General features: G+C 69.1%; 19 protein-coding genes. 1 reads left to right on the top strand and 18 read right to left on the bottom strand.

Annotated features, from left to right (window positions below):
• Position 1: 1 nt before the first annotated feature.
• The 10 genes from MCHT01_RS03860 to MCHT01_RS03815 form a co-directional block, all read right to left on the bottom strand.
• On the bottom strand, positions 2-703 hold the full coding sequence (locus tag MCHT01_RS03860) for a biotin-independent malonate decarboxylase subunit gamma (protein WP_067062562.1): 702 nt from the start codon (positions 701-703) through the stop codon (positions 2-4).
• A complete protein-coding gene (locus MCHT01_RS03855) occupies positions 700-1,635 on the bottom strand; it encodes a biotin-independent malonate decarboxylase subunit beta (protein WP_084451776.1) in 936 nt (311 codons plus the stop codon). The genes MCHT01_RS03860 and MCHT01_RS03855 overlap by 4 nt, the downstream gene beginning before the upstream one ends.
• A complete protein-coding gene (gene mdcC / locus MCHT01_RS03850) occupies positions 1,632-1,949 on the bottom strand; it encodes a malonate decarboxylase acyl carrier protein (protein ID WP_067062560.1) in 318 nt (105 codons plus the stop codon). The genes MCHT01_RS03855 and mdcC overlap by 4 nt, the downstream gene beginning before the upstream one ends.
• A gap of 7 nt (positions 1,950-1,956) precedes the next feature.
• Complete coding sequence (mdcA, locus tag MCHT01_RS03845) at positions 1,957-3,651, bottom strand: malonate decarboxylase subunit alpha (RefSeq protein WP_067062559.1); 1,695 nt, start codon at positions 3,649-3,651, stop codon at positions 1,957-1,959.
• 8 nt (positions 3,652-3,659) lie between these two features.
• The gene (locus tag MCHT01_RS03840) at positions 3,660-5,024 is read right to left on the bottom strand and encodes a TRAP transporter large permease (protein WP_067062557.1); all 1,365 of its coding nucleotides are present in this window, start codon (positions 5,022-5,024) and stop codon (positions 3,660-3,662) included.
• Positions 5,021-5,593, bottom strand: coding sequence for a TRAP transporter small permease (locus tag MCHT01_RS03835; protein WP_067062556.1), 573 nt, complete (start codon positions 5,591-5,593; stop codon positions 5,021-5,023). The genes MCHT01_RS03840 and MCHT01_RS03835 overlap by 4 nt, the downstream gene beginning before the upstream one ends.
• Positions 5,590-6,609 (bottom strand): TRAP transporter substrate-binding protein DctP, encoded by a 1,020-nt coding sequence (dctP, locus tag MCHT01_RS03830; RefSeq protein WP_067062554.1) that lies wholly within the window; start codon positions 6,607-6,609, stop codon positions 5,590-5,592. The genes MCHT01_RS03835 and dctP overlap by 4 nt, the downstream gene beginning before the upstream one ends.
• Positions 6,610-6,764: 155 nt before the next feature.
• The gene (locus MCHT01_RS03825) at positions 6,765-7,682 is read right to left on the bottom strand and encodes a LysR family transcriptional regulator (RefSeq protein WP_067062552.1); all 918 of its coding nucleotides are present in this window, start codon (positions 7,680-7,682) and stop codon (positions 6,765-6,767) included.
• 11 nt (positions 7,683-7,693) lie between these two features.
• Complete coding sequence (locus MCHT01_RS03820) at positions 7,694-9,103, bottom strand: heavy metal sensor histidine kinase (protein WP_067062550.1); 1,410 nt, start codon at positions 9,101-9,103, stop codon at positions 7,694-7,696.
• The gene (locus tag MCHT01_RS03815) at positions 9,100-9,822 is read right to left on the bottom strand and encodes a heavy metal response regulator transcription factor (protein ID WP_067062548.1); all 723 of its coding nucleotides are present in this window, start codon (positions 9,820-9,822) and stop codon (positions 9,100-9,102) included. The genes MCHT01_RS03820 and MCHT01_RS03815 overlap by 4 nt, the downstream gene beginning before the upstream one ends.
• Before the next feature lie 128 nt (positions 9,823-9,950).
• On the opposite strand from MCHT01_RS03815, the gene MCHT01_RS03810 reads away from it, so the two are divergent.
• The gene (locus MCHT01_RS03810; protein WP_067062545.1) at positions 9,951-10,541 is read left to right on the top strand and encodes a hypothetical protein; all 591 of its coding nucleotides are present in this window, start codon (positions 9,951-9,953) and stop codon (positions 10,539-10,541) included.
• Position 10,542: 1 nt separating this feature from the next.
• Here the strand turns inward: MCHT01_RS03810 and MCHT01_RS03805 are convergent, their stop codons facing one another.
• From MCHT01_RS03805 to ppsA, 8 genes are all read right to left on the bottom strand, one after another.
• Positions 10,543-11,841: an acetyl-CoA C-acyltransferase gene (locus tag MCHT01_RS03805; protein ID WP_067062542.1), complete on the bottom strand. Its 1,299-nt coding sequence runs from the start codon at positions 11,839-11,841 to the stop codon at positions 10,543-10,545.
• Positions 11,842-11,913: 72 nt separating this feature from the next.
• Positions 11,914-13,335 (bottom strand): replicative DNA helicase, encoded by a 1,422-nt coding sequence (gene dnaB, locus MCHT01_RS03800; protein WP_067062540.1) that lies wholly within the window; start codon positions 13,333-13,335, stop codon positions 11,914-11,916.
• 198 nt (positions 13,336-13,533) lie between these two features.
• Entirely contained in the window at positions 13,534-13,986 is a 453-nt protein-coding gene (gene rplI / locus MCHT01_RS03795; protein WP_067062537.1) for a 50S ribosomal protein L9, read from the bottom strand.
• A 12-nt stretch (positions 13,987-13,998) separates the two neighbouring features.
• Positions 13,999-14,289 (bottom strand): 30S ribosomal protein S18, encoded by a 291-nt coding sequence (gene rpsR / locus MCHT01_RS03790; RefSeq protein WP_067062534.1) that lies wholly within the window; start codon positions 14,287-14,289, stop codon positions 13,999-14,001.
• A gap of 59 nt (positions 14,290-14,348) precedes the next feature.
• Positions 14,349-14,633, bottom strand: a complete 285-nt coding sequence (gene priB / locus MCHT01_RS03785) for a primosomal replication protein N (RefSeq protein WP_067062532.1) — start codon at positions 14,631-14,633, stop codon at positions 14,349-14,351.
• Between the two features lie 57 nt (positions 14,634-14,690).
• On the bottom strand, positions 14,691-15,053 hold the full coding sequence (gene rpsF / locus MCHT01_RS03780) for a 30S ribosomal protein S6 (RefSeq protein WP_067062529.1): 363 nt from the start codon (positions 15,051-15,053) through the stop codon (positions 14,691-14,693).
• Between the two features lie 101 nt (positions 15,054-15,154).
• Positions 15,155-17,251, bottom strand: a complete 2,097-nt coding sequence (locus tag MCHT01_RS03775) for a sodium:solute symporter family protein (RefSeq protein WP_067062526.1) — start codon at positions 17,249-17,251, stop codon at positions 15,155-15,157.
• 119 nt (positions 17,252-17,370) lie between these two features.
• Positions 17,371-19,782, bottom strand: a complete 2,412-nt coding sequence (gene ppsA / locus MCHT01_RS03770; protein WP_067062524.1) for a phosphoenolpyruvate synthase — start codon at positions 19,780-19,782, stop codon at positions 17,371-17,373.
• Between the last annotated feature and the right edge of the window lie 95 nt (positions 19,783-19,877).

Raw genomic sequence — 19,877 nt, 5'->3', positions numbered from 1 at the left:
CTCAAGCTGCATCGAGCACGCGCCGCACGACGTCGGCGGACAAGCGGCGCCCGCCGCGTGCCCGTCCGGCCTCGGCGCGCTCGTCGCGGGTCGGCAGATCGGCCAGCGCCGCGCGCAGCGCCTCGCGCAGATCACCGTCCCACAGCCGCCGCACGCCGCCCATGGCGACGTAGTTCCCCACGCCCGGCGCAAAGACCGGGTTCGAGGTCGAGAGCTCGGCCAGGAAGGCCTCCGGCAGCTTGGTCACCCGCGACATCGCCGGCAGGCGCATCACGCGGATCTCCGCCTCGGGCAAGGCATCGCAGGCGTCGGCCATCAGGCCCGAGGTGATGAAGCCGCCCGAGAGCGCCTGGTCATAGACCAGCCCCAGCACCCGATGCCCGCGACGGCGCGCCAGATCGATGCACATGCCCAGATGGGCCATCGCGCGGTTGATGCCCAGCAGCTCGTCGCGCCGGCGCAGCTGCTGCCCCTGCGTGTCGATCAGCAGCAGGAGGGCGCGGCCCGGGTGCTCGGCGATGACGTCCAGCACCACGCGCGCCTGCGTCAGCGCCAGCTGTACGCCGATCGGCGCATGGTCCGTCGTGCCGACGACGGCGATCGGCTCGCCATCGAGGTCCGCGGTGCCGCGCAGCACGTCGCCCTCCCGTGTGATGCCGTGGTCGGCGCCGAAGAGCGCCTCTGCCAAGGGGATCCAGTTCATCGCCGCGCTCCCGATCGTCCTGCCGGCCCGACGCCCGGTCCCGTGTCCTGGCCCGCCCCCTGAGCTGCCCTCGGGCCTGCGCCGAAGCCTTGCAGGACCGCGACGTCCACCTCGGGCACCCGGACCGGATCGGGCACCCCCATCGCGGCCCACAGATCGATCGCCTCGGCGCCATCGAACCGCAGTCGCGCGCTCAACAGCGCGTGCTCCTGCTCCAGCGACTCCCGCGTGACCGCGCGCGCGGCGCCCAGCGCCGCGATCGCCGCGTCGCGGAAGGCGGCCACGTCGTCCTCGACCAGGGTGTCGCAGTCGCCGGTCAGCCAGCGGTGCTTGCCCCCGGTGGTGCGCCAGACCAGCGCGCGGTCGCGCGCGTCGAACTCCTCCACGCCATGCGAGGCCTCGATCACCTCGGGCCCCGACATCGCCAGCCGCCCCAGATCGCTCATCACCACGTGATCGGCGCAGCGCGCCACGATGCCCATGCCGCCGAAGCAGCCGTTGGCGCCGCCGATCAGCACGATGACCGGAATGCCGGCCGCCCGCAGGTCGAGCACCGCCCGCATCACCTCGGACACCGCGATCAGGCCGGCGTTAGCCTCGTGCAGGCGCACGCCCCCCGACTCGACCAGCAGCAGCACCGCCTCGGGCCGGTCGCGCTGGGCGCGCTTGAGCAGCCCCACCAGCTTGGCGCCGTGCACCTCGCCGACGCCGCCGCCCATGAACTCGCCCTCCTGCGCGGCGATGAAGACCTCGCGTCCGCCCAGGGTCGCGCGGCCGATGACGACGCCGTCGTCGAAGGCGGCCGGCAGCCCGAGCTGCGCCAGGTGGGGACTGGTGAGCCGCTCGGCGGGCGGCAGCCATTCATGCAGGCTGCCCGGATCGAGCAGCAGCGCCAGCCGCTCGCGGGCGGCGCATTCGGCGTAGGAGATCATGGTTGCAGCTCCCGCACGGCCTGGTCCAGGCGCAGACTGACGACGGCGGGCGTGGCGCCCATGTCGTGGATGGACAGGCGCACGCCGGCCAGGTCGTGGCGGCCGTGGAAGTCCTTCGCCACCGCGGCCCAGATCGCGCCGAAGCCGCGGGCCGAGGTCTCGATGTGCAGATGGCAGTCGGCGCCGGGCGCGGGCTCCATCAGCACCTCGAGGTTGCCCGAGCCGACCACGCCCACCAGCACCGGCGTGAAGCTGCCCGCCGGGCGCGTGCCGGCGAAGCGGTAGTCCAGGGTTTCGAGTCCAGGTTGGTTCATGGTCGCCTCACCAGTGACGGAAGCGCTTGGGCGGGCTGTACAGACCGCCGCTGGCGCGCACGAGGTCGCGCATGCTGCGCGCCGCGAGCAGGTTGCGGGTGGCGTCGCGCGGATCGATGCCCAGGTCCGCGGGCCGGCGGATCACGCCGCGGTCGCGCAGGTTGTCGACCATGCGCGCGTCGCGCGCCAGCCCCACCGCGGTGTAGCCGGCCACGCCGCGGATCGCCTGCTCGCGCTCCTCGTCGGAGCGGCACAGCAGCAGGTTGGCGATGCCCTCCTCCGTCAGCACGTGGCTCACGTCCTCGCCGTAGATCATGATCGGCGGCAGCGCCATGCCGGCCTGCTCCTGCAGCGTCCAGGCGTCGAGCCGCTCGACGAAGGCGGGCGCCATGTGCTCGCGGAAGGTCTCCACCATCTGCACGACCAGCTTCTGGCCGCGCGGCGTGCCGGCCGCGCCGGGACGGCCCGCCCGTGCCTGCTCGCCCGCCATGAGCCAGGCCGCGCTGGCATGGCGACGGCCGCGCGCGTCGGCACCCATGTTGGGCGCGCCGCCGAAGCCGGTGATGCGGCCCAGCGTCGCGGTCGAGCTGTTGCCCTGCAGGTCCATCTGCAGCGTGGAGCCGATGAACAGATCGCAGGCGTAATGCCCCGCCGCCTGGCTGAAGGCCCGGTTGCTGCGCAGGCTGCCGTCGGCGCCGGTGAAGAACACGTCGGCGCGCGCGCGGATGTAGTCCTCCATGCCCAGCTCGGAGCCGAAGGAATGGATGGACGCCACCCAGCCCGCCTCGATCGCCGGGATCAGCGCCGGATGCGGGTTCAGCGCCCAATGCTGGCAGATGCGGCCCTTCAGGCCGAGCGACTCGCCGTAGGTCGGCAGCAGCAGCTCGATGGCCGCGGTGTCAAAGCCGATGCCGTGGTTGAGCCGCTGCACGCCGTACTCGGCATAGATGCCCTTGATCGCCATCATGGCCATCAGCACCTGGATCTCGCTGATCTGCGCGGGGTCGCGCGTGAACAGCGGCTCCACCAGATTGGGACGCGGCGCGAGCACGACGAAGTCCACCCAGTCCGCCGGAATGTCCACGCGCGGCAGCCTCGTGCCGCGGGGCACGATCTCGTTGACCTGCGCGATCACGAGGCCACCGGAGAAGGCCGTCGCCTCGACGATGGCCGGCGTGTCCTCGGTGTTGGGCCCGGTGTAGAGATTGCCGTCGGCATCGGCCGCGTGCGCCGCCACCAGCGCCACCTGGGGCGTGAGGTCGACGAAGTAGCGCGCGAACAGCTCCAGGTAGGTGTGGATCGCGCCGATCTCGATGCCGCCGCTGGCGACCAGCTTCGCCAGCCGCGCGCCCTGCGGGCCCGAGAACGAGAAGTCCAGCCGGCGCGCGATGCCGGACTCGAACAGGTCCAGGTGCTCCGGCAGCGCGAGCACCGACTGCACCATGTGCAGGTCGCGCACGCGCCGCGGATCGACCTGCGTCAGGCACTGCGCGAGGAAGTCGGCCTGCTTCTGGTTGTTGCCTTCCAGGCAGACGCGGTCGCCGGGTTCGATCACGGCCTCGAGCAGATCGCGCAGGGCGTCGGTGTCGACGTGCCGGCCGCGCAGCCGGCGGCCCAGCGCCCGCGCGGCGCGATCCAGGCGCCGCGCGCGATGCGCGGCGCGCCGGCCCCAGTCCGGAGCGGCGTTGGTGGCGGCGTTCATCGGCGCTCCTAGTGGGCCGCGCCCGCGACGGCGCCCATCACGGCGTCGGGCAAGGCGGTGGCGATGCCGGGGAAGAGGCAGATCAGCAGCACGGCCAGCAGCATCAGCACCACGAAGGGCAGCACGCCCCAGATGATGTCGCTGAGCTCGATGTCGGGCGCGATGTTCTTGATGACGAAGATGTTCAGGCCCACCGGCGGATGGATCAGGCCGGTCTCCATCACGATGGTCATCAGGATGCCGAACCAGATCAGGTCGAAGCCCGCGGCCTTGAGCGGCGGCAGGATGATGGGCGCCGTCATGAGGATGATGCTCACCGGGGGCAGGAAGAAGCCCAGCAGGATCACCATCAGCAGCACCGCCGCCAGCAGCACCCACTTGGACAGCTGCATGCCGACGATCCATTCGGCCGCCGCCTGGCTGATGTGCAGATAGCTCATCACGTAGGAGAACAGCAGCGACATGCCGATGATGAACATCAGCATGGTCGACTCCTTCAGCGTCGAGCTCAGGATGGGCGCCACGTCCCGCGGCCGCCAGACCCCGTAGATGCCGGCGATCAGCGCCAGCGCCAGCAGCGCGCCCAGGCCCGCGGTCTCCGACGGCGTCGCGAAGCCGCCGTACAGCGCCACCATCACGCCGATCAGCAGCAGCACGAAGGGCACGACGCGCGGCAGCATCTCGAACTTCTGGCGCGTGGTGAAGGTCTCGCCCGCCAGCAGCGCGGAGGCGGCGCCGGTGCGCTTGAACTCGGCCTCGGCCAGCGCATGCTCCTTGCGATAGCGCAGCGCGGCGTAGACCGCGAACAGCGCCACCAGCAGCAGCCCCGGCGCGATGCCGGCCAGGAACAGCCGGCCCAGCGACTGCTCCGCCGCGACGGCGTACAGGATCATCGTGATCGACGGCGGCAGCAGGATGCCCAGCGTGCCGCCCGCGGCGATGATGCCGGCCGCGAAGCCGGGGGAGTAGCCGCGCTTGCGCATCTCCGGGATCCCGGCGCTGCCGATGGCCGAGCAGGTCGCGGGGCTGGAGCCGGCCATCGCCGCGAACAGGGCGCAGGCGAAGACGTTGGCGATGCCCAGCCCGCCGGGGATCTTGCCCATCCACACATGCATGGCCGCATACAGGTCCTGGCCCGCGCGCGACTTGCCGATCGCCGCGCCCTTCAGGATGAACAGCGGGATGGAGAGCAGCGTGATGCTGGCCATCTCCTCATAGACGTTCTGGGTGATGGTGTCCAGCGCGGAGGCCGGCATGAAGATCGCCATGAACAGGGTGGCCACGCTGCCGAGTGCGAACGCGATCGGCGCGCCCGAGAACATGAACAGCAGGGTGACGACGCCGAACAGCGTGCCCAGGAGCAGCATGCTCATGTCGCGTCTCCTTGGCGGGTCGGCAGCAGGCGGTTCAGGCTGGCCGTGAGCTGGACCAGCAGCTGCACGCTCAGCAGCGTCATGCCCAGCGCCATCAGGCCGTAGGGGATCCACAGCGGCGGCGCCCAGGACGAGGACGTGGTCTGGCCCTCGACCCAGGCCTCATGGAACAGCGTCCAGGACTTCCAGGCGAAGAAGCCGCAGAAGACGGTGCACAGCAGGTCCACCAGCGCCAGGCGCAGCCGGTTGAGCGCGCGCGGCAGCAGGCCGGCCACGGCCTCGATGCCCACGTGGCCGCGCAGCGACTGCACGAAGGAGCCGCAGAGGAAGGTGGCCCCGACCAGGCAGAACACGGCCGCCTCGTCCTGCCAGTCCGTCGACGCCTTCATCACGTAGCGCGAGACCACGCTGTAGGTCAGCACCGCGGACGCGACCAGCAGCGCCAGCATGCCCAGCGCCACCATCAGTTGGTTGAGGCGATGCAGGCCCCGGGCCAGCGGCCGCAGCACGGCCGGCGTCGCGGGGTCGATGCCGGCCACCGCCGGCCGGAGCTCGAAGCCGTGGCTCATAGCAGCTTCTGCGCGGCCTTGATGATGGCGGCGCAGGATTCGTTCTTGTCGGCGAAGTCCTTCCACGCCGTGTCGCGGGCGATGGCCTGCCACTTCTTGAGCGTGGGCTCGTCCATGTCGTAGACCTTGGCGCCGGCCTTGGCGTAGATCTCCGCGGCGGCCTTGTCGTCTGCCTTGGCCGCGTCGCGGGCGAAGACCTCGAGCTCCGCGCCCACGGCCATGACGATGTCCTGCTGCGCCTTGGGCAGCTTGCCGAAGACCTCCTTGGAGATCATCAGCGGCTCCAGCATGAACCAGTAGGTGCGCTGCCGGCCCGAGGTCAGGTGCTTGGCGATCTCCTCCAGCTTGAAGGAGATGAAGCTGGTGGACGAGGTCATCGCCGCGTCCATCGCGCCGGTCTGCATGGCGGCGTAGATCTCGTTGGACGGCAGCGTGATGACGGAGGCGCCCGCGGTCTTGAGCATCATGTCCATCTCGCGGCTGCCGCCGCGGACCTTCAGTCCCTTGGCGTCGTCCGGCGTCACCAGCTGGCGCGCGCGGCTGGCCACGCCGCCGGCCTGCCAGACCCAGCTGACGATGATCACGCCCTTGTCGTCCAGCACCTTGGACAGCAGCTTGCCGACCTCGGCGGTCTTCCAGGCCGCGCCCTGCTCGTAGCTGGGCACCAGCGCGGGCATCAGGCCGGCGTTGGTCTCGGCCACCTCGCCGCCGGCGTAGGACAGCGGCACCAGGCTCATGTCCAGCGCGCCCTTGCGCATCGCCGAGAACTGCGCGTTGGTCTTCATCAGCGAGGACCCCGGATAGACGGAGGCCTTGAGCGCGCCGCCGCTGCGCTTGTCGATCTCGGCGGCGAACTTGCGGCAGAGCCGGTCGCGGAAGTCGCCCTCGGTGAGGGATCCGCCGGGGAACTGGTGCGAGATCTTGAGGCCGCCCGCCTGGGCGAAGGCGCCGGGCCAGGCGGTGGTGGCCGCGCCGGCGGCGGCGGCGCCCATCCATTGGCGTCGAGTGAAGGTCATGGCTTGTCTCCTGAGGTCCGCTCTGATCGGCGGGATGCGGCCGCAGTGTCGAAGCGGTCCCTCAGGGCGTCAATCAGCCCGACCGGGCGACCTTTACGCCCAGCGCAAGGATCGTGGGTTAACCCTTGGACGCGGCGTCAGCCCCTGCCAGGGACTCAGGCCTTGAACTCGGCGGCGTAGGCGCGTCCGGCGGCCAGCAGCGACAGCAGGTTGGGATCGCGCTCCCGCGTGCGCAGGAAAACCACGGAGATCTTCTGCCGCATCTGGTAAGGGGGCCGCAGCGGGATCAGGCAGACGCTGCGCGGCAGCACGCCGCGGATGCGCCCCGGCAGCAGCGTGCAGCCGATGCCCCCGCCCACCAGGTTCATCAGCGAGAAGATGTCGTTGGTGGTCATGACCACATTGGGCTCGAAGCGCGCGACGCGGAAGGCGTCGACGAAGCGGTCGTGCGTGACGTAGCCCTCGGCCAGCGAGACGAAGCGCTCGTCGGCGCAGGCGCTCAGGTCGATCTCGGACTCGCGCGCGTACGGAGAGTCGGCGGGCGCGGCGAAGAAGATGTCGTCCTCGAAGAGCAGCTGCGTCTCCACGTCGCTGGCGCCTTCGGGGCTGCCCATGACGGTGGCGTCCAGCGCGCCCTCGCGCAGCTTGCGCAGCAGGTCGCTGTTGGAGCCCAGCACCAGTTCGGCCTGGATGTCGGGCTTGCGCAGGCGCAGGCCCATGATCAGCGCCGGCACGGTGCCGCTGGTCAGCGAATACAGCGAGCCGATGCGGATGCGATCGGCCGCGTAGCCGGCGATGTCGCGCGTCGCGCGGATGCCGTTGGCCATCGATTGCAGGACCTCGCGGGCCACGTCGGCCAGCGCATGGGCCGCGTCGTTGGGCTGCAGGTTGCGGCCCTCCAGCCGGAACAGCGTGCAACGGGTGCCCGTCTCCAGCGAATGCAGGGCGCGATGCACGCTGACCGCGCTGATGCCCAGCCGCTCGGCGGCGCGGGCGAGATTGCCGGCCTCCAGGAAGGCCAGCAGGATCTCGAGCTTGCGGAAGGTGATCTCTTCGTCGATGCGGTCAAGCATGGGTCAGCAGCTTACCTGCCCTCTCCCCCCGGGAAGCGCAGCTCGAAGCGGATGGTGCCGGCGGCGGAGCAGCTGACCCGCGCCTCGCCGTGGTGGAGGGCCATGATCGCCTTGACGATGGCCAGACCCAGGCCGCTCGACGCCGCCGGCCGCGCGCCCGTGGCATCCGCGCGGTAGAAGCGGTCGAAGAGGCGTTCCAGTTGCTCCGCGGGAATGACCGCGCCGTCGTTCTCGACCGCGATCAGCGCGCCGCCCTGGAGCGGCTCGGCGATCAGGCGCACCGTCGTGCCCGGACGGCTGTAGCGCAGCGCGTTCACGACCAGGTTGTGCAGCGCGCGCCGGACCAGCGGCGCGTTGGCCAGCGCCGTGCCGCTCGCCCTCACGATGAAGCGCAGGCCCGCCTCCTCCGCGGGCCCCTCGAAGTAGTCGGCGATGCCGCGCAGCTCGTCGTCCAGCGCCAGCGGCGCGCGCTCGATGTCGAGCATCGCGTGATCGGCCCGCGCGAGGAACAGGATGTTGTCCACGATGTGGCTGAGCCGGTTCAGCTCCTCCAGATTCGATTCCAGCACCTGCTGGTACTCGTCGGGACGGCGCACGCGATGCAGCGCGACCTGCGTCTGCCCGATCAGCGCGCCGACCGGGGTGCGGATCTCATGCGCCAGGTCGGCCGAGAACTGCGACAGCCGGTCGTAGCCCAGCGAGATGCGATCCAGCATCGCGTTGAAGACCGACACCATGTCGCGCAGCTCGCGGGGCGCGTCGTCCTCGGGGAAGCGGATGGAGAGGTCGATCGGATGGATGCGGGCCGCCTGGTCCGTGACGCGCCTCAGCGGGCGCAGCCCCTGGCGCAGGGCCAGGTAGACCAGCAGCACGGAGACGGCGATCGACATCAGCGTGCTGCGCAGGATCTGGAAGCGGCTCTCGTCGATCATCCGCATCTCGCTCTCGAGCGGATGGCCGGTGACGACCTCGACCGTCGCGCCGTCCAGGCCCGAGCGGGCCAGCCCCGCGACCCAGTGCATGCGCGGATGGTCGGGCGAGCGGACGACGTCGCGCGTCGTCATGCCGCGATCCGTGGGCACCGCGCTCAGCGTCGCGGGCACCGCGACGCCGGCGGGATTCACCTCGACGAAGGGGCGCTCCCCGACGCGACGCAGGAGCAGCACGTCCGTGGTCGCGCCCAGCAAGGCCGAGAACATCAGCGATTGATCGCGCAGGTCCTGCACGCTGCGCGCGTCGCCGACCAGGCGGCGGAAGTGCTCGGCGCGGCCGATGAGCTGGTCGTCCGCGTGCGCGTTGATGGTGGTCCGCGCGAAGAAGAAAAAGTAGCCGCCGAGCATGCCGGTCATCGCGAAGGCGATCAGCCCGCACAGCACGGTCACGCGCACCGCGAGCGACGGTGGGATCCACGGCGCGCTCATGAGGTCGCGGCTCCGGATTCGTCCGGTTCGTCGATGGCATCGGAGGCGCCGGGGGCTTCGCCGAAGCAGTACCCCACATGGCGCACCGTGTGGATCAACGGTTTCGCGAAGGGCCGATCGACCTTGGCCCGCAGCCGTTTGATCGCGACATCGACCACGTTCGTGTCGCTGTCGAAGTTCATGTTCCAGACCTCCGACGCGATCAGCGTGCGGGAGAGCGCCTCGCCTTGATGCTTCACCAGCAGATGCAGCAGCAGGTACTCCTTGTTGGTCAGCGTGATCTCCACGCCCTCGCGTGTCACCTTGCGCCGCAGCGCGTCGAGCTTGAGGTCGGCCACCTGGTACAGGTCCGCGTCGCGGGATACGCCGCGGCGCAGCAAGGTGCGGATGCGCAGCACCAGCTCGGTGAAGGAGAAGGGTTTGACGAGGTAGTCGTCGGCCCCCAGTTCGAGCCCGCGGATGCGGTCGCTCAGTTGGTCCCGCGCGGTCAGGAACATCACCCGCACATCGCCCCGCTCGCGCAGCGAGGGCAGGATCTGCCAGCCGTCGATGCCCGGCAGGGTCACGTCCAGGAGGACGAGGTCGTAATCGTGGTTCAGCGCCATCTGCAGCCCGTCGCGGCCGCTGCGCGACAGGTCGACCGTATAGCCGCTCTCCCGCAGCCCCTTGCGCAGGTAGTCGCCGGTCTTGGGATCGTCCTCGATGACCAGGATCTTCATGCGCGGGGATTCTGCATTCGTGGGGCCGGCGTCGCATGACGTTTTTGTCATCGACCTGTCACCCCCGACGGATCGGCAAATTCCTAGAGTTCCGTCGATCGCAACTCTCGACTTCGATCCCTCCCACCATGTCCCCGTCGATCGACACCTCCCCCCTCGTCCCGCCACCGACCCGTCTCCCGGATGCCTGGCTCAGGCGCTACTACCTCGCACGGGCGCTGTTCTCCGCGCTCTGGGTCGCGGCCGCGCTGCTGATCGGCACGCGCTCGCCCGTCGCCGCCGCGCTGCTGCTGGTCCTGTACCCGGCCTGGGACGCGGCGGCCAACGGGGTCGACGCGAACGCGAGCGGCGGCATGCGGGCCAACCGCACGCAGCGCGTCAACGTGTGGGCCAGCGGTCTCACGACGCTGGCCGTCGCGCTGGCGTTGAGCTCAGGCATGCACGCCGTGCTGGGCGTCTTCGGCGTCTGGGCGATCGCCTCCGGCCTGCTGCAACTCGGCACGGCGCTGCGCCGCTGGCGATCGCACGGCGCGCAATGGGTGATGGTGTTGAGCGGCGCCCAGTCCGCGCTGGCGGGTGGCTTCTTCATCGCACAGGCGCGGATGCCGGCCATGCCCTCGATCGCCAACGTCGCCGGCTATGCGGGCGTCGGCGCGCTCTACTTCGCGATCTCGGGGATCTGGCTCTGGATCCGGGAATTGCGGGCGCACCGCAGTTGACTCACGCCGACTGCAGCAGCGCCACGCTCCCCTGACCGCCGTCGGCGCAGATGCTGACGATCGCGAGGCTGCCGGGCGGCAGGGCTGCCGTCTCCTTGATCGCCTGGCTGAGAATGCGGGCCCCCGTGGCGCCGAAGGGGTGACCCAGCGCGGTGCTGCCGCCGTTGGGATTCACCCGGTCCCGCGGGAACGCGCCGAAACGATCCGGCGCGGCGATGCCGGCCTTCTCGCGCAGGAAGGTCTCATCCTCCAGGGCCCGGATGTGGAAGAGCACCTGCGCGGTGAAGGCCTCGTGGATCTCCCACAACGCGATGTCGGCGTAGCGCAGGCCGTGACGCGCCAGCAGGCGCGGAATGGCGAAGGCCGGCGCCATGAGCAGGCCCTCGACCCGGAAGTCCACGGCGGCAAGCTCCCAATCGACCAGCTTCACCCGATGCGCGGTGGCCGGCAGCTTCTCCATGCCGCTGTGCGAGCCCACCCACAGCGCCGCGGCCCCATCGGTCAGCGGCGATGAATTGCCCGCGCTGAGGGTTCCCTGTCCGCTGGTGCGGTCGAAGGCCGGCGGCAAGCGCTGGAGCTTCTCCAGCGAGGTGTCTCCGCGCGGGATGCTGTCCCGCGCGACGCCGTCCAGCGGAATCACGAGGTCGTCGAAGAAACCGCGCGCCCATCCCGCGACGGCGCGCTGATGGCTCTCCAGCGCCAGACGGTCCTGGTCCGCGCGGGCGATCCGCCATTGCTTGGCGGTGATCTCGGTGTGCTCGCCCATGCTCAGGCCGGTGGTCCGGTTGGTCACGGAGGGCAGGTAAAGCTGCACGTCGCGCCAGTTGAGCTCGACGGCGTGCGACAGCTTCTGTCCCAGAGAGCGGGCCTTCTGGAAGCCCCGCATCCAGTCCGAGAGGTTCTGGCCGAGGCCCAGCTGGACGCGGCTCATGCTCTCCGCGCCGCCCACCAGCGCCAGAGACCGGCCGCGCGCGTCGTCGATCATCCCGGCGGCCTCGAAGGCGGCGGTCATGCTCGTGGAGCAGGCCATCACGGTGGAGAAGGCGGGGATCGTCGCGGGGGCACCGGCCTCCATCAGCACCTCGCGAGCGAGGTTGCTCCAGGTGAGGTTGGGCGCCACGCTGCCCCAGATCGCCAGGTCGGGTCGAGCGCCGTGGAGCTGGGCGAGCATGGCCTGGACCACGGGCACCGACAGGCCGAGCGCGTCGTGTCGGGCCAAGGCGCCATCGACCTTGGCAAACGGGGTGCGCAACCCGGCGGCAAGCCAGACGTCAGGGCCGCGAGCGGTGATGGTGGTCATGAATCCGTCCCTTCAGGTGTCGACGGATGATAGTGACGCGTCAGGCTTTGCGCATCGGCGAGCTGATCGCGATCAGTACTCGTCGCCCCCCGGGCTCACGTAGCCGGGCGCCAGGTTCTCGAACTTGGTGTTCTGACGCGCGAAGGCCAGCTTCACCGTGCCCACCGGGCCGTTACGCTGCTTGGCGATGATGATCTCCGCCACGCCCGGTTCCTTGCACTCGTCCTTGGTGTAGTACTCGTCGCGGTAGATGAACATGATGATGTCCGCGTCCTGCTCGATGGCGCCGGACTCGCGCAGGTCCGACATCATCGGCCGCTTGTCCGGTCGCGTTTCCACCGAGCGGTTCAGCTGCGACAGCGCGATCACCGGGCAGCGCAGCTCCTTGGCCAGCGCCTTCAGGCCCCGCGAGATCTCACCCACGACGGTCGCGCGGTTCTCCTCGGAGCCGCCGCCGTTGCCGCTCATCAGCTGCAGGTAGTCGATGATGATCAGGCCGATCTGGCCCGAGATCCGTGCCTGGCGCCGGGCCCTCGAGCGCACTTCGCTCGGGGACAGGCCCGGGCTCTCGTCGATGTAGATCGGCGCGTTGCCGAGCTTGTCGACGGCCTCGGCCAGCCGGCCCCATTCGTCGTCCTGCAGTCGGCCGGTGCGCAGATGGCTCTGGTCGATGCGGCCGATGGAGCCGACCATCCGCAGCGCCAGCTGGGCCGCGCCCATTTCCATCGAGTAGATGATGACCGGCAGGCCTTCGTTGATCGCGACCGCCTCGCCAATGTTGATCGCGAACGCGGTCTTGCCCATGGACGGACGAGCCGCCAGGATGATCAGGTCGCCGCGCTGCAGGCCCGCGGTCATGCGGTCCAGGTCGTAGAAGCCGGTGCGCACGCCGGTGACGTCCTCGGCGCCCTGCTCCGCCAGCTCGTTCACCCGATCCATCAGCTCGACCATCAGCCGGTCCATGCTCTGGAAACCGGTGCCGCCGCGCGAGCCTTCCTCGTTGATGCGGAAGATCTTGCCTTCCGCCTCGTCCAGGATCTCGTTGACCGCGCGGCCCGCCGGATTCAGCGCGGCGGTGGCGATCTCGTCCGAGGTCGCGACCAGCTTGCGCAGGATGGCGCGCTCGCGAACGATCTCGGCGTAGCGGCGCAGGTTGGCGGCGCTGGGCACGCCCTGCGCCAACGCGTTCAGGTAGGCGAGCCCGCCGCACTCCTCGGCCTTGCCGACAGAGGTCAGTTCCTCGAACACCGTCACCACGTCCGCCGGCTTGCCGCCGTTGATCAGCTTGCCGATCGAGGCGTAGATCTGCTTGTGCTCGTAGCGATAGAAGTCGGTGTCGCTGAGCGTGTCCGCCGCCTTGTCCCAGGCGGTGTTGTCGATCAGCAGGCCGCCGAGCACGCTCTGCTCGGCTTCCACCGAGTTCGGCGGCACGCGCAGCTTCGCGATCTCGCTATCGCCGGCGGCGGATCCAGGAGTGGTGAAGATCGCGGACATTGTGGACAAGCCTGTGGATGGACGCTGGATAGCCTGTGGGGCGAGCGGGATAACTCACCCCCGAAAATGCAGAAAGCCGACCGCTTCGCAGCTGTCGGCTTTCTTGGGTCTTCCACCATCGTTGCAGCACCTGACGGCGCTGCAAAGCTGGGGAATGTCCGGTGGACGCGCAGAACGCCCAACCGGTGTGTCGATGGATTACTCGACTTCGGCGACGACCTTCACGGTCACTTCGACCACCACGTCGGTGTGCGGAGCAACGTTGATCGGGAATTCGCCGACGGTCTTCAGCGGACCGTTGGGCAGACGCACCTGAGCCTTGACGATGGCCGTGCCGGCCTTGGTCAGCGCTTCGGCGATGTCGGCGTTCGTGACCGAACCGAACAGACGACCGTCAACGCCGGCCTTCTGGGTGATCACGACGGTGTTGCCGTTGAGCTTCTCGCCCAGGGCTTGAGCGGCGGCCAGCTTCTCGGCGGCGACCTTCTCCAGCTCGGCGCGCTTGGCTTCGAATTCCTTGATGGCCGATTCCGTGGCGCGGCGCGCTTGACGGGTCGGGATCAGGAAATTGCGTGCGTAACCGTCCTTGACCTTGACGACGTCGCCGAGGTTGCCCAGGTTGGCCACTTTTTCCAGCAGGATGACTTGCATGGGGTGGACTCCTTAGACCTTGTGCTGGTCGCTGTAGGGCAGCAGGGCCAGGTAGCGGGCGCGCTTGATGCACACCGACAGCTGACGCTGGAAGAAGGCGCGCGTGCCGGTCAGGCGGGCGGGCACGATCTTGCCGTTTTCGCTGATGAAGTCGCGCAGGACGTCGACGTCCTTGTAGTCGATCTGCTCGACACCGGCGACGGTGAAGCGGCAGAAACGCTTGCGGCGGAACAGCAGCGATTGTTGGTTGCGCTTGGGCTTGCGGTCCTTCGAGAACCGACCTTTACCACGTGGCGGGGGCATAGTGAACTCCTGCTCTATCTATCCAGATTTAAACGAATCGCGCGACGTGATCGCCTCGTTCAGTCCGACAGCCCGGTGATATGGAACACCGTGCCTCGACCCTGCTTCTGCGCCGAGAGAAACCCGGTGAACACCGGACTTTCCGTCAGCCCCAGACCTTGCACCCGCTTGACGATGTCTCCGATCGCCACCGCCTTGATCTCCAGAGAGACCTTGCGTCGGTTGCCGGCTTCGTCGACCAGGGACTCGTGCCGAAGCATCAGGTCCAGGGCCGGGAGCCCGGCGGGCGTGTATCGGATCGCCGCTCTTTCGAGAATCTGCGCCTGCAGCACCAGACGGTTCATGCGGCGCGGATCAGCGGGTCAGGAAGTACGAGAACGTCAGTTGTCGCGCCTGTCAGCTCAGGCGGACGCTTCTTGCGGAGCCTTGCGGGCTTCTTCGCGCTCGACGGCCTTCATCATCACCGACGGGTTCGTCTCGGCCTTGTCCTTGACGACGGTCAGGTGACGCAGCACGGCGTCGTTGAAACGGAAACCGGTTTCGATTTCAGCCAGGATTTCCTTGCTGCATTCGATGTTCAGGCACAGGTAGTGCGCCTTGGCCAGCTTCTGGATCATGTAGGCCAGCTGACGGCGGCCCCAGTCTTCCACGCGATGCACCTTGCCACCACCGTTGGTGACCAGGCCCTTGTAGCGCTCCAGCATCGCCGGAACTTGTTCGCTTTGATCCGGATGGATCAGCAGAACGATTTCGTAGTGACGCATAAAAACTCCTTGTGGGTTTCAGCGACCCTTCGCGATTGCTCCGGGTCTGAAAGCCGGACCCCAGCGTCAATTCCTGGGCCCAGCAAGGGAAGCCGAAGATTCTAATTGATTTGTGGGGGTGGCGTCCAGCCGGGCTGGTGCAAGCCGCGCTGCAGGGCCTGTGAGGCCTGGGACGGGGGGGGCGTCAGCAGGCTGACCATCACCAGGGTCAGCGCCCCGGCCGGGATACCGAACAGCGCCGCGGCGACGGGCTGGATGCCCCACCACAGCTGCGGATCGCCCGGCAGGCCCAGCGCCTGGCGCAGGCCGGCGTGGGCGCTGATCATGTAGTAGACCGTCACGCCCAGGCCGGCCAGCATCGCCGCCGCCCCGCCCTGCTTGTTGGCCCGCCGCCAGAAGATCCCGCCGACCAGCACCGGCACCAGGCTGGCACCGGCCAGCGAGAACGCGGCCGAGACCAGCATCAGGATCTCCGCCGGCTTCTGCGCGGCGACGGCCGCGGCGGTCAGCGCGGTGGCCAGCAGCAGGGCCTTGGAGATCGTCACCCGCTGCGTCATCGTGGCGCGCGGGTTCAGGACGCGGTAGTAGACGTCGTGGGACAGCGCGCTGGAGATGGTGAGCAGCAGCCCGTCCGCCGTCGAGAGCGCCGCGGCCAGCGCGCCGGCCGCGACCATCGCGCCCAGCACATAGGGCAGCCCGGCGAGTTCCGGCGTCATCAGCAGCACGATGTCGCCGCCCAGCTGCAGTTCCCCGAGCTGCAGGATCCCGTCATGGTTGATGTCGTGGATGCTCAGCAGCGAGGGGTCCACGCGCATCCACTGCCGGATCCAGTTGGGCAGTTCCGCGATCGGGGTGCCGACCAGGTGGTTGAAGACCTCGTACTTGAGCATCACCGCCAGCGCCGGCGCGCTCAGGTACAGCAGCGCGATGAAGAACAGCGACCAGGCGACCGATCGCCGCGTCTCGGCCACGCTGGGCGTCGTGTAGTAGCGCGTCAGGATGTGCGGCAGGCCGGCGGTCCCGACCATCAGCACGAAGACCAGCGCCAGGAAGTTGCGCCGGGAGAGTGTGTAGGCCTCCTGCTCCGCGGGCGTGCCGGCCGGATCGCCGGCGAAGGGGCGCGCGTGCGGGGGCATGCCCGCCAGCGGCTCGGCGCGTTGACGGTGGGCGGCGACGGCGCGCTGCCAGGCCTCGCGGGCCTCGGCCTCGGTGCGCGGGAGGGCCGCCCGCAGCTTCTCGGCGGACTGGATCTGGGCGAGCGGCGCATCCTCCGCCTTCAGCCGTGCGATCACCTGGGAGGCTTTCTGGCGCTCCGCGTCCAGCGATTGCGGCAGGCCGGCGAGCAGTTGCTCGTGCTCGCGGGCCCGCTGCTCGTAGAGGGCCCGGACCTCGAGCTCCTTCGGATCCTTGAGGAGCTGTTCCTCTCGCTGGGTGATCTGGCGGACTTCGCTCCCGGCCGTGAACTGCGGCAGCGGGAAGCCCGTCTGCTGCACCGACAGCCACATCACCGGCAGCACGTAGGCCACGATCATGATGATGTACTGGGCCACCTGGGTCCAGGTGACCGCCCGCATGCCGCCGAGGAAGGAACACACCAGCACGCCCCCCAGGCCGACGAACAGGCCGATCTCGAAGGTCAGCCCGGTGAGGCGGGTCGTGATCAGGCCGATCGCGTAGATCTGGGCGACGAGGTAGATGAAGGACACCAGCACCGCGGCCGCCGCGCCCATCACGCGCAGTGCGCGGCTGTCGAAGCGGGCACCGAGGAAGTCCGGGACGGTGAAGCCGGCGAAACGGCGCAAGTACGGCGCGAGCAGCAGCGCGACCAGGCAGAAGCCGCCCGTCCAGCCGAGCACGAAGGCCAGTCCGCCATAACCCGCCAGATAGAGACTGCCCGCCATGCCGAGGAAGCTCGCCGCGCTCATCCAGTCGGCGCCCGCGGCCATCCCGTTGTAGAACGCCGGGACGCGCCGGCCGGCGACGTAGTACTCGACCGGGTCGGTCGTGCGGCTGAAGACGCCGATGCCGGCGTAGACCAGGACCGTCAGCAGCAGGAAGGAGAAGCCCAACCACTGCTTGGGCATCCCCAGGCGTTCGAGCAGCCCCAGCAGCGCCACCAGCAGCACGAAGCCCACGGTGTAGGCCGCGTAGTTGCGGTTCAGGCGGCGGCGGAAAGCGGCATCAGGCAGTCGGGACATGGCCGCGCATCATCGGTCGCCCGGCCCGCCCTGCGCATCCACAACTTCCCCCAGGGCGGCCCGGCAACGAAAAAGCGGCCCGAAGGCCGCTTCCGATGATCGCGAGATCAGGTCCGCGATCAGCGCTTGGCCAGGCGCTGCCAGGTCTCGACCACGGTGTCCGGGTTCAGGGACAGCGAGGCGATGCCTTCGGCGGCCAGCCATTCGGCGAAGTCGGCGTGGTCGCTGGGGCCCTGGCCGCAGATGCCGATGTACTTGCCAGTCGCGCGGCAGGCGGCGATGGCGCGCGAGATCATGGCCTTCACGGCCGGATCACGCTCGTCGAAGTCGCCCGACAGCAGCTCCAGACCCGAATCACGGTCCAGACCCAGCGTCAGCTGCGTCAGGTCGTTCGAGCCGATGGACATGCCGTCGAAGTGCTCCAGGAACTGCTCGGCCAGGATGGCGTTGCTCGGCACCTCGCACATCATGATGACGCGCAGGCCGTCCGTGCCGCCCGCCGCGGCGCGCTTCAGTCCGCGCTCGGCCAGCATCGCCACGACCTTCTCGGCCTGCTTCACCGTGCGGACGAAGGGCACCATGATCTCGACGTTGGTCAGGCCCATGTCGTTGCGCACGCGCTTGAGGGCCTCGCACTCCATCGCGAACGCATCCTGGAACTCGCCCGAGATGTAGCGCGACGCGCCACGGAAGCCCAGCATCGGGTTCTCTTCGTCCGGCTCGTAGCGCGAGCCGCCGATCAGCTTGCGGTACTCGTTGCTCTTGAAGTCGGACAGACGCACGATCACCGGCTGTGGCCAGAAGGCGGCGGCGATGGTCGCGATGCCCTCGGCCAGCTTGTCCACGTAGAACGCGCGCGGCGAGGCGTGACCGCGAGCCACCGATTCCACGGCCTTCTTCAGGTCGTTGTCGATGTTCGGATAGTCCAGGATCGCCTTCGGGTGGACGCCGATGTTGTTGTTGATGATGAATTCAAGACGCGCCAGGCCCACGCCGCTGTTGGGCATCTGCGCGAAGTTGAAGGCCAGCTGCGGATTGCCGACGTTCATCATGATCTTCACCGGGCTGTAAGGCATCTCGCCGCGGTGGACCTCGCTGATCTCGGTCTCGAGCAGGCCGTCGTAGATGTAGCCGGTGTCGCCTTCCGAGCAGGCCACCGTCACCAGCTGGCCGTCCTTCAGCAGGTCGGTCGCATCGCCGCAGCCGACCACGGCCGGGATGCCCAGCTCGCGCGCGATGATGGCCGCGTGGCAGGTCCGGCCGCCGCGGTTGGTGACGATGGCGCTGGCGCGCTTCATCACCGGCTCCCAGTTCGGGTCGGTCATGTCGGTGACCAGCACGTCGCCGGGCTGCACGCGTTCCATCTCGGCGACGCTGTCGACCAGGCGGACCGGACCGGTGCCGATCTTCTGGCCGATCGCGCGGCCCTCGGCCAGCACGGTGCCCTGACCCTTGAGCTTGAAGCGCTGCTCGACCTGGCCTTCGGCCTGGCTCTTCACCGTCTCCGGACGCGCCTGCAGGATGTAGAGCTGGCCGTCGTTGCCGTCCTTGCCCCACTCGATGTCCATCGGGCGGCCGTAGTGCTGCTCGATGATCACGGCGTACCGGGACAGCTGGATCACGTCCTCGTCGGTCAGCGAGTAGCGGTTGCGCAGCTCGGGCTCGACGTCCACGGTCTTGACCAGCTTGCCGCTGGCGGCCTTCTCCTCGGGTGTCGAGAAGGTCATCTGGATCAGCTTGGACCCCAGGTTGCGGCGGATCAGCGCGAACTTGCCGCGTTGCAGCGCCGGCTTGTGCACGTAGAACTCGTCCGGGTTGACGGCGCCCTGCACCACCGTCTCGCCCAGGCCGTAGCTGGAGGTGATGAAGACCACGTCCTTGAAGCCCGACTCGGTGTCGATGGTGAACATCACGCCGGCGGCGCCCAGGTCCGAGCGCACCATGCGCTGCACGCCCGCCGACAGCGCGACGTCGCTGTGCGCGAAGCCCTTGTGCACGCGGTAGCTGATGGCGCGGTCGTTGTAGAGCGACGCGAAGACCTCCTTCATCTTGTGCAGCACGTCCTCGATGCCGACGACGTTCAGGAAGGTCTCCTGCTGACCGGCGAACGACGCGTCGGGCAGGTCCTCGGCGGTGGCGGAGGAGCGCACGGCGAAGGAGGCGTCCGGGTTGTCGGCGGTCAGGCCGGCGAAGGACGCGCGGATCGCGGCTTCCAGGTCGGCGGGGAAGGGTTGGGCCTCGATCCAGCCGCGGATCTCGGCACCGGCCTCGGCCAGCGCGCGGACGTCGTCGGTGTTCAGCGTGGCCAGGCGCTTCTGGATGCGGGCATCCAGGCCTTCATGCTTGAGGAAATCGCGGAAGGCGTGCGCCGTGGTGGCGAAGCCGCCGGGCACCCGCACGCCGGTTTCGGCCAGCTGCGAGATCATTTCGCCGAGCGAGGCGTTCTTGCCGCCGACCGCCTCGACGTCGGTCATCCTCAGTTTCTCGAAGGGTACGACCAGGGCGGTCGCCTCGAAGCGAGCATCAGACATGGGAAAACTCCGTGATGTTGAGAAACCGGGGCTCCCTGCACGCGCCCCGCCGCGGGGGCCAGATCGCTGGCGGCGCGGGGGATGGGCATGACGCG

The sequence above is a fragment of the Mitsuaria chitosanitabida ATCC BAA-476 = NBRC 102408 genome, assembly GCF_001598255.1.
GTDB classification, from domain to species: domain Bacteria; phylum Pseudomonadota; class Gammaproteobacteria; order Burkholderiales; family Burkholderiaceae_C; genus Roseateles; species Roseateles chitosanitabidus.
Note: the sequence above shows the minus strand (reverse complement) of the source record. Positions and strands in the feature narration are given on the sequence as shown.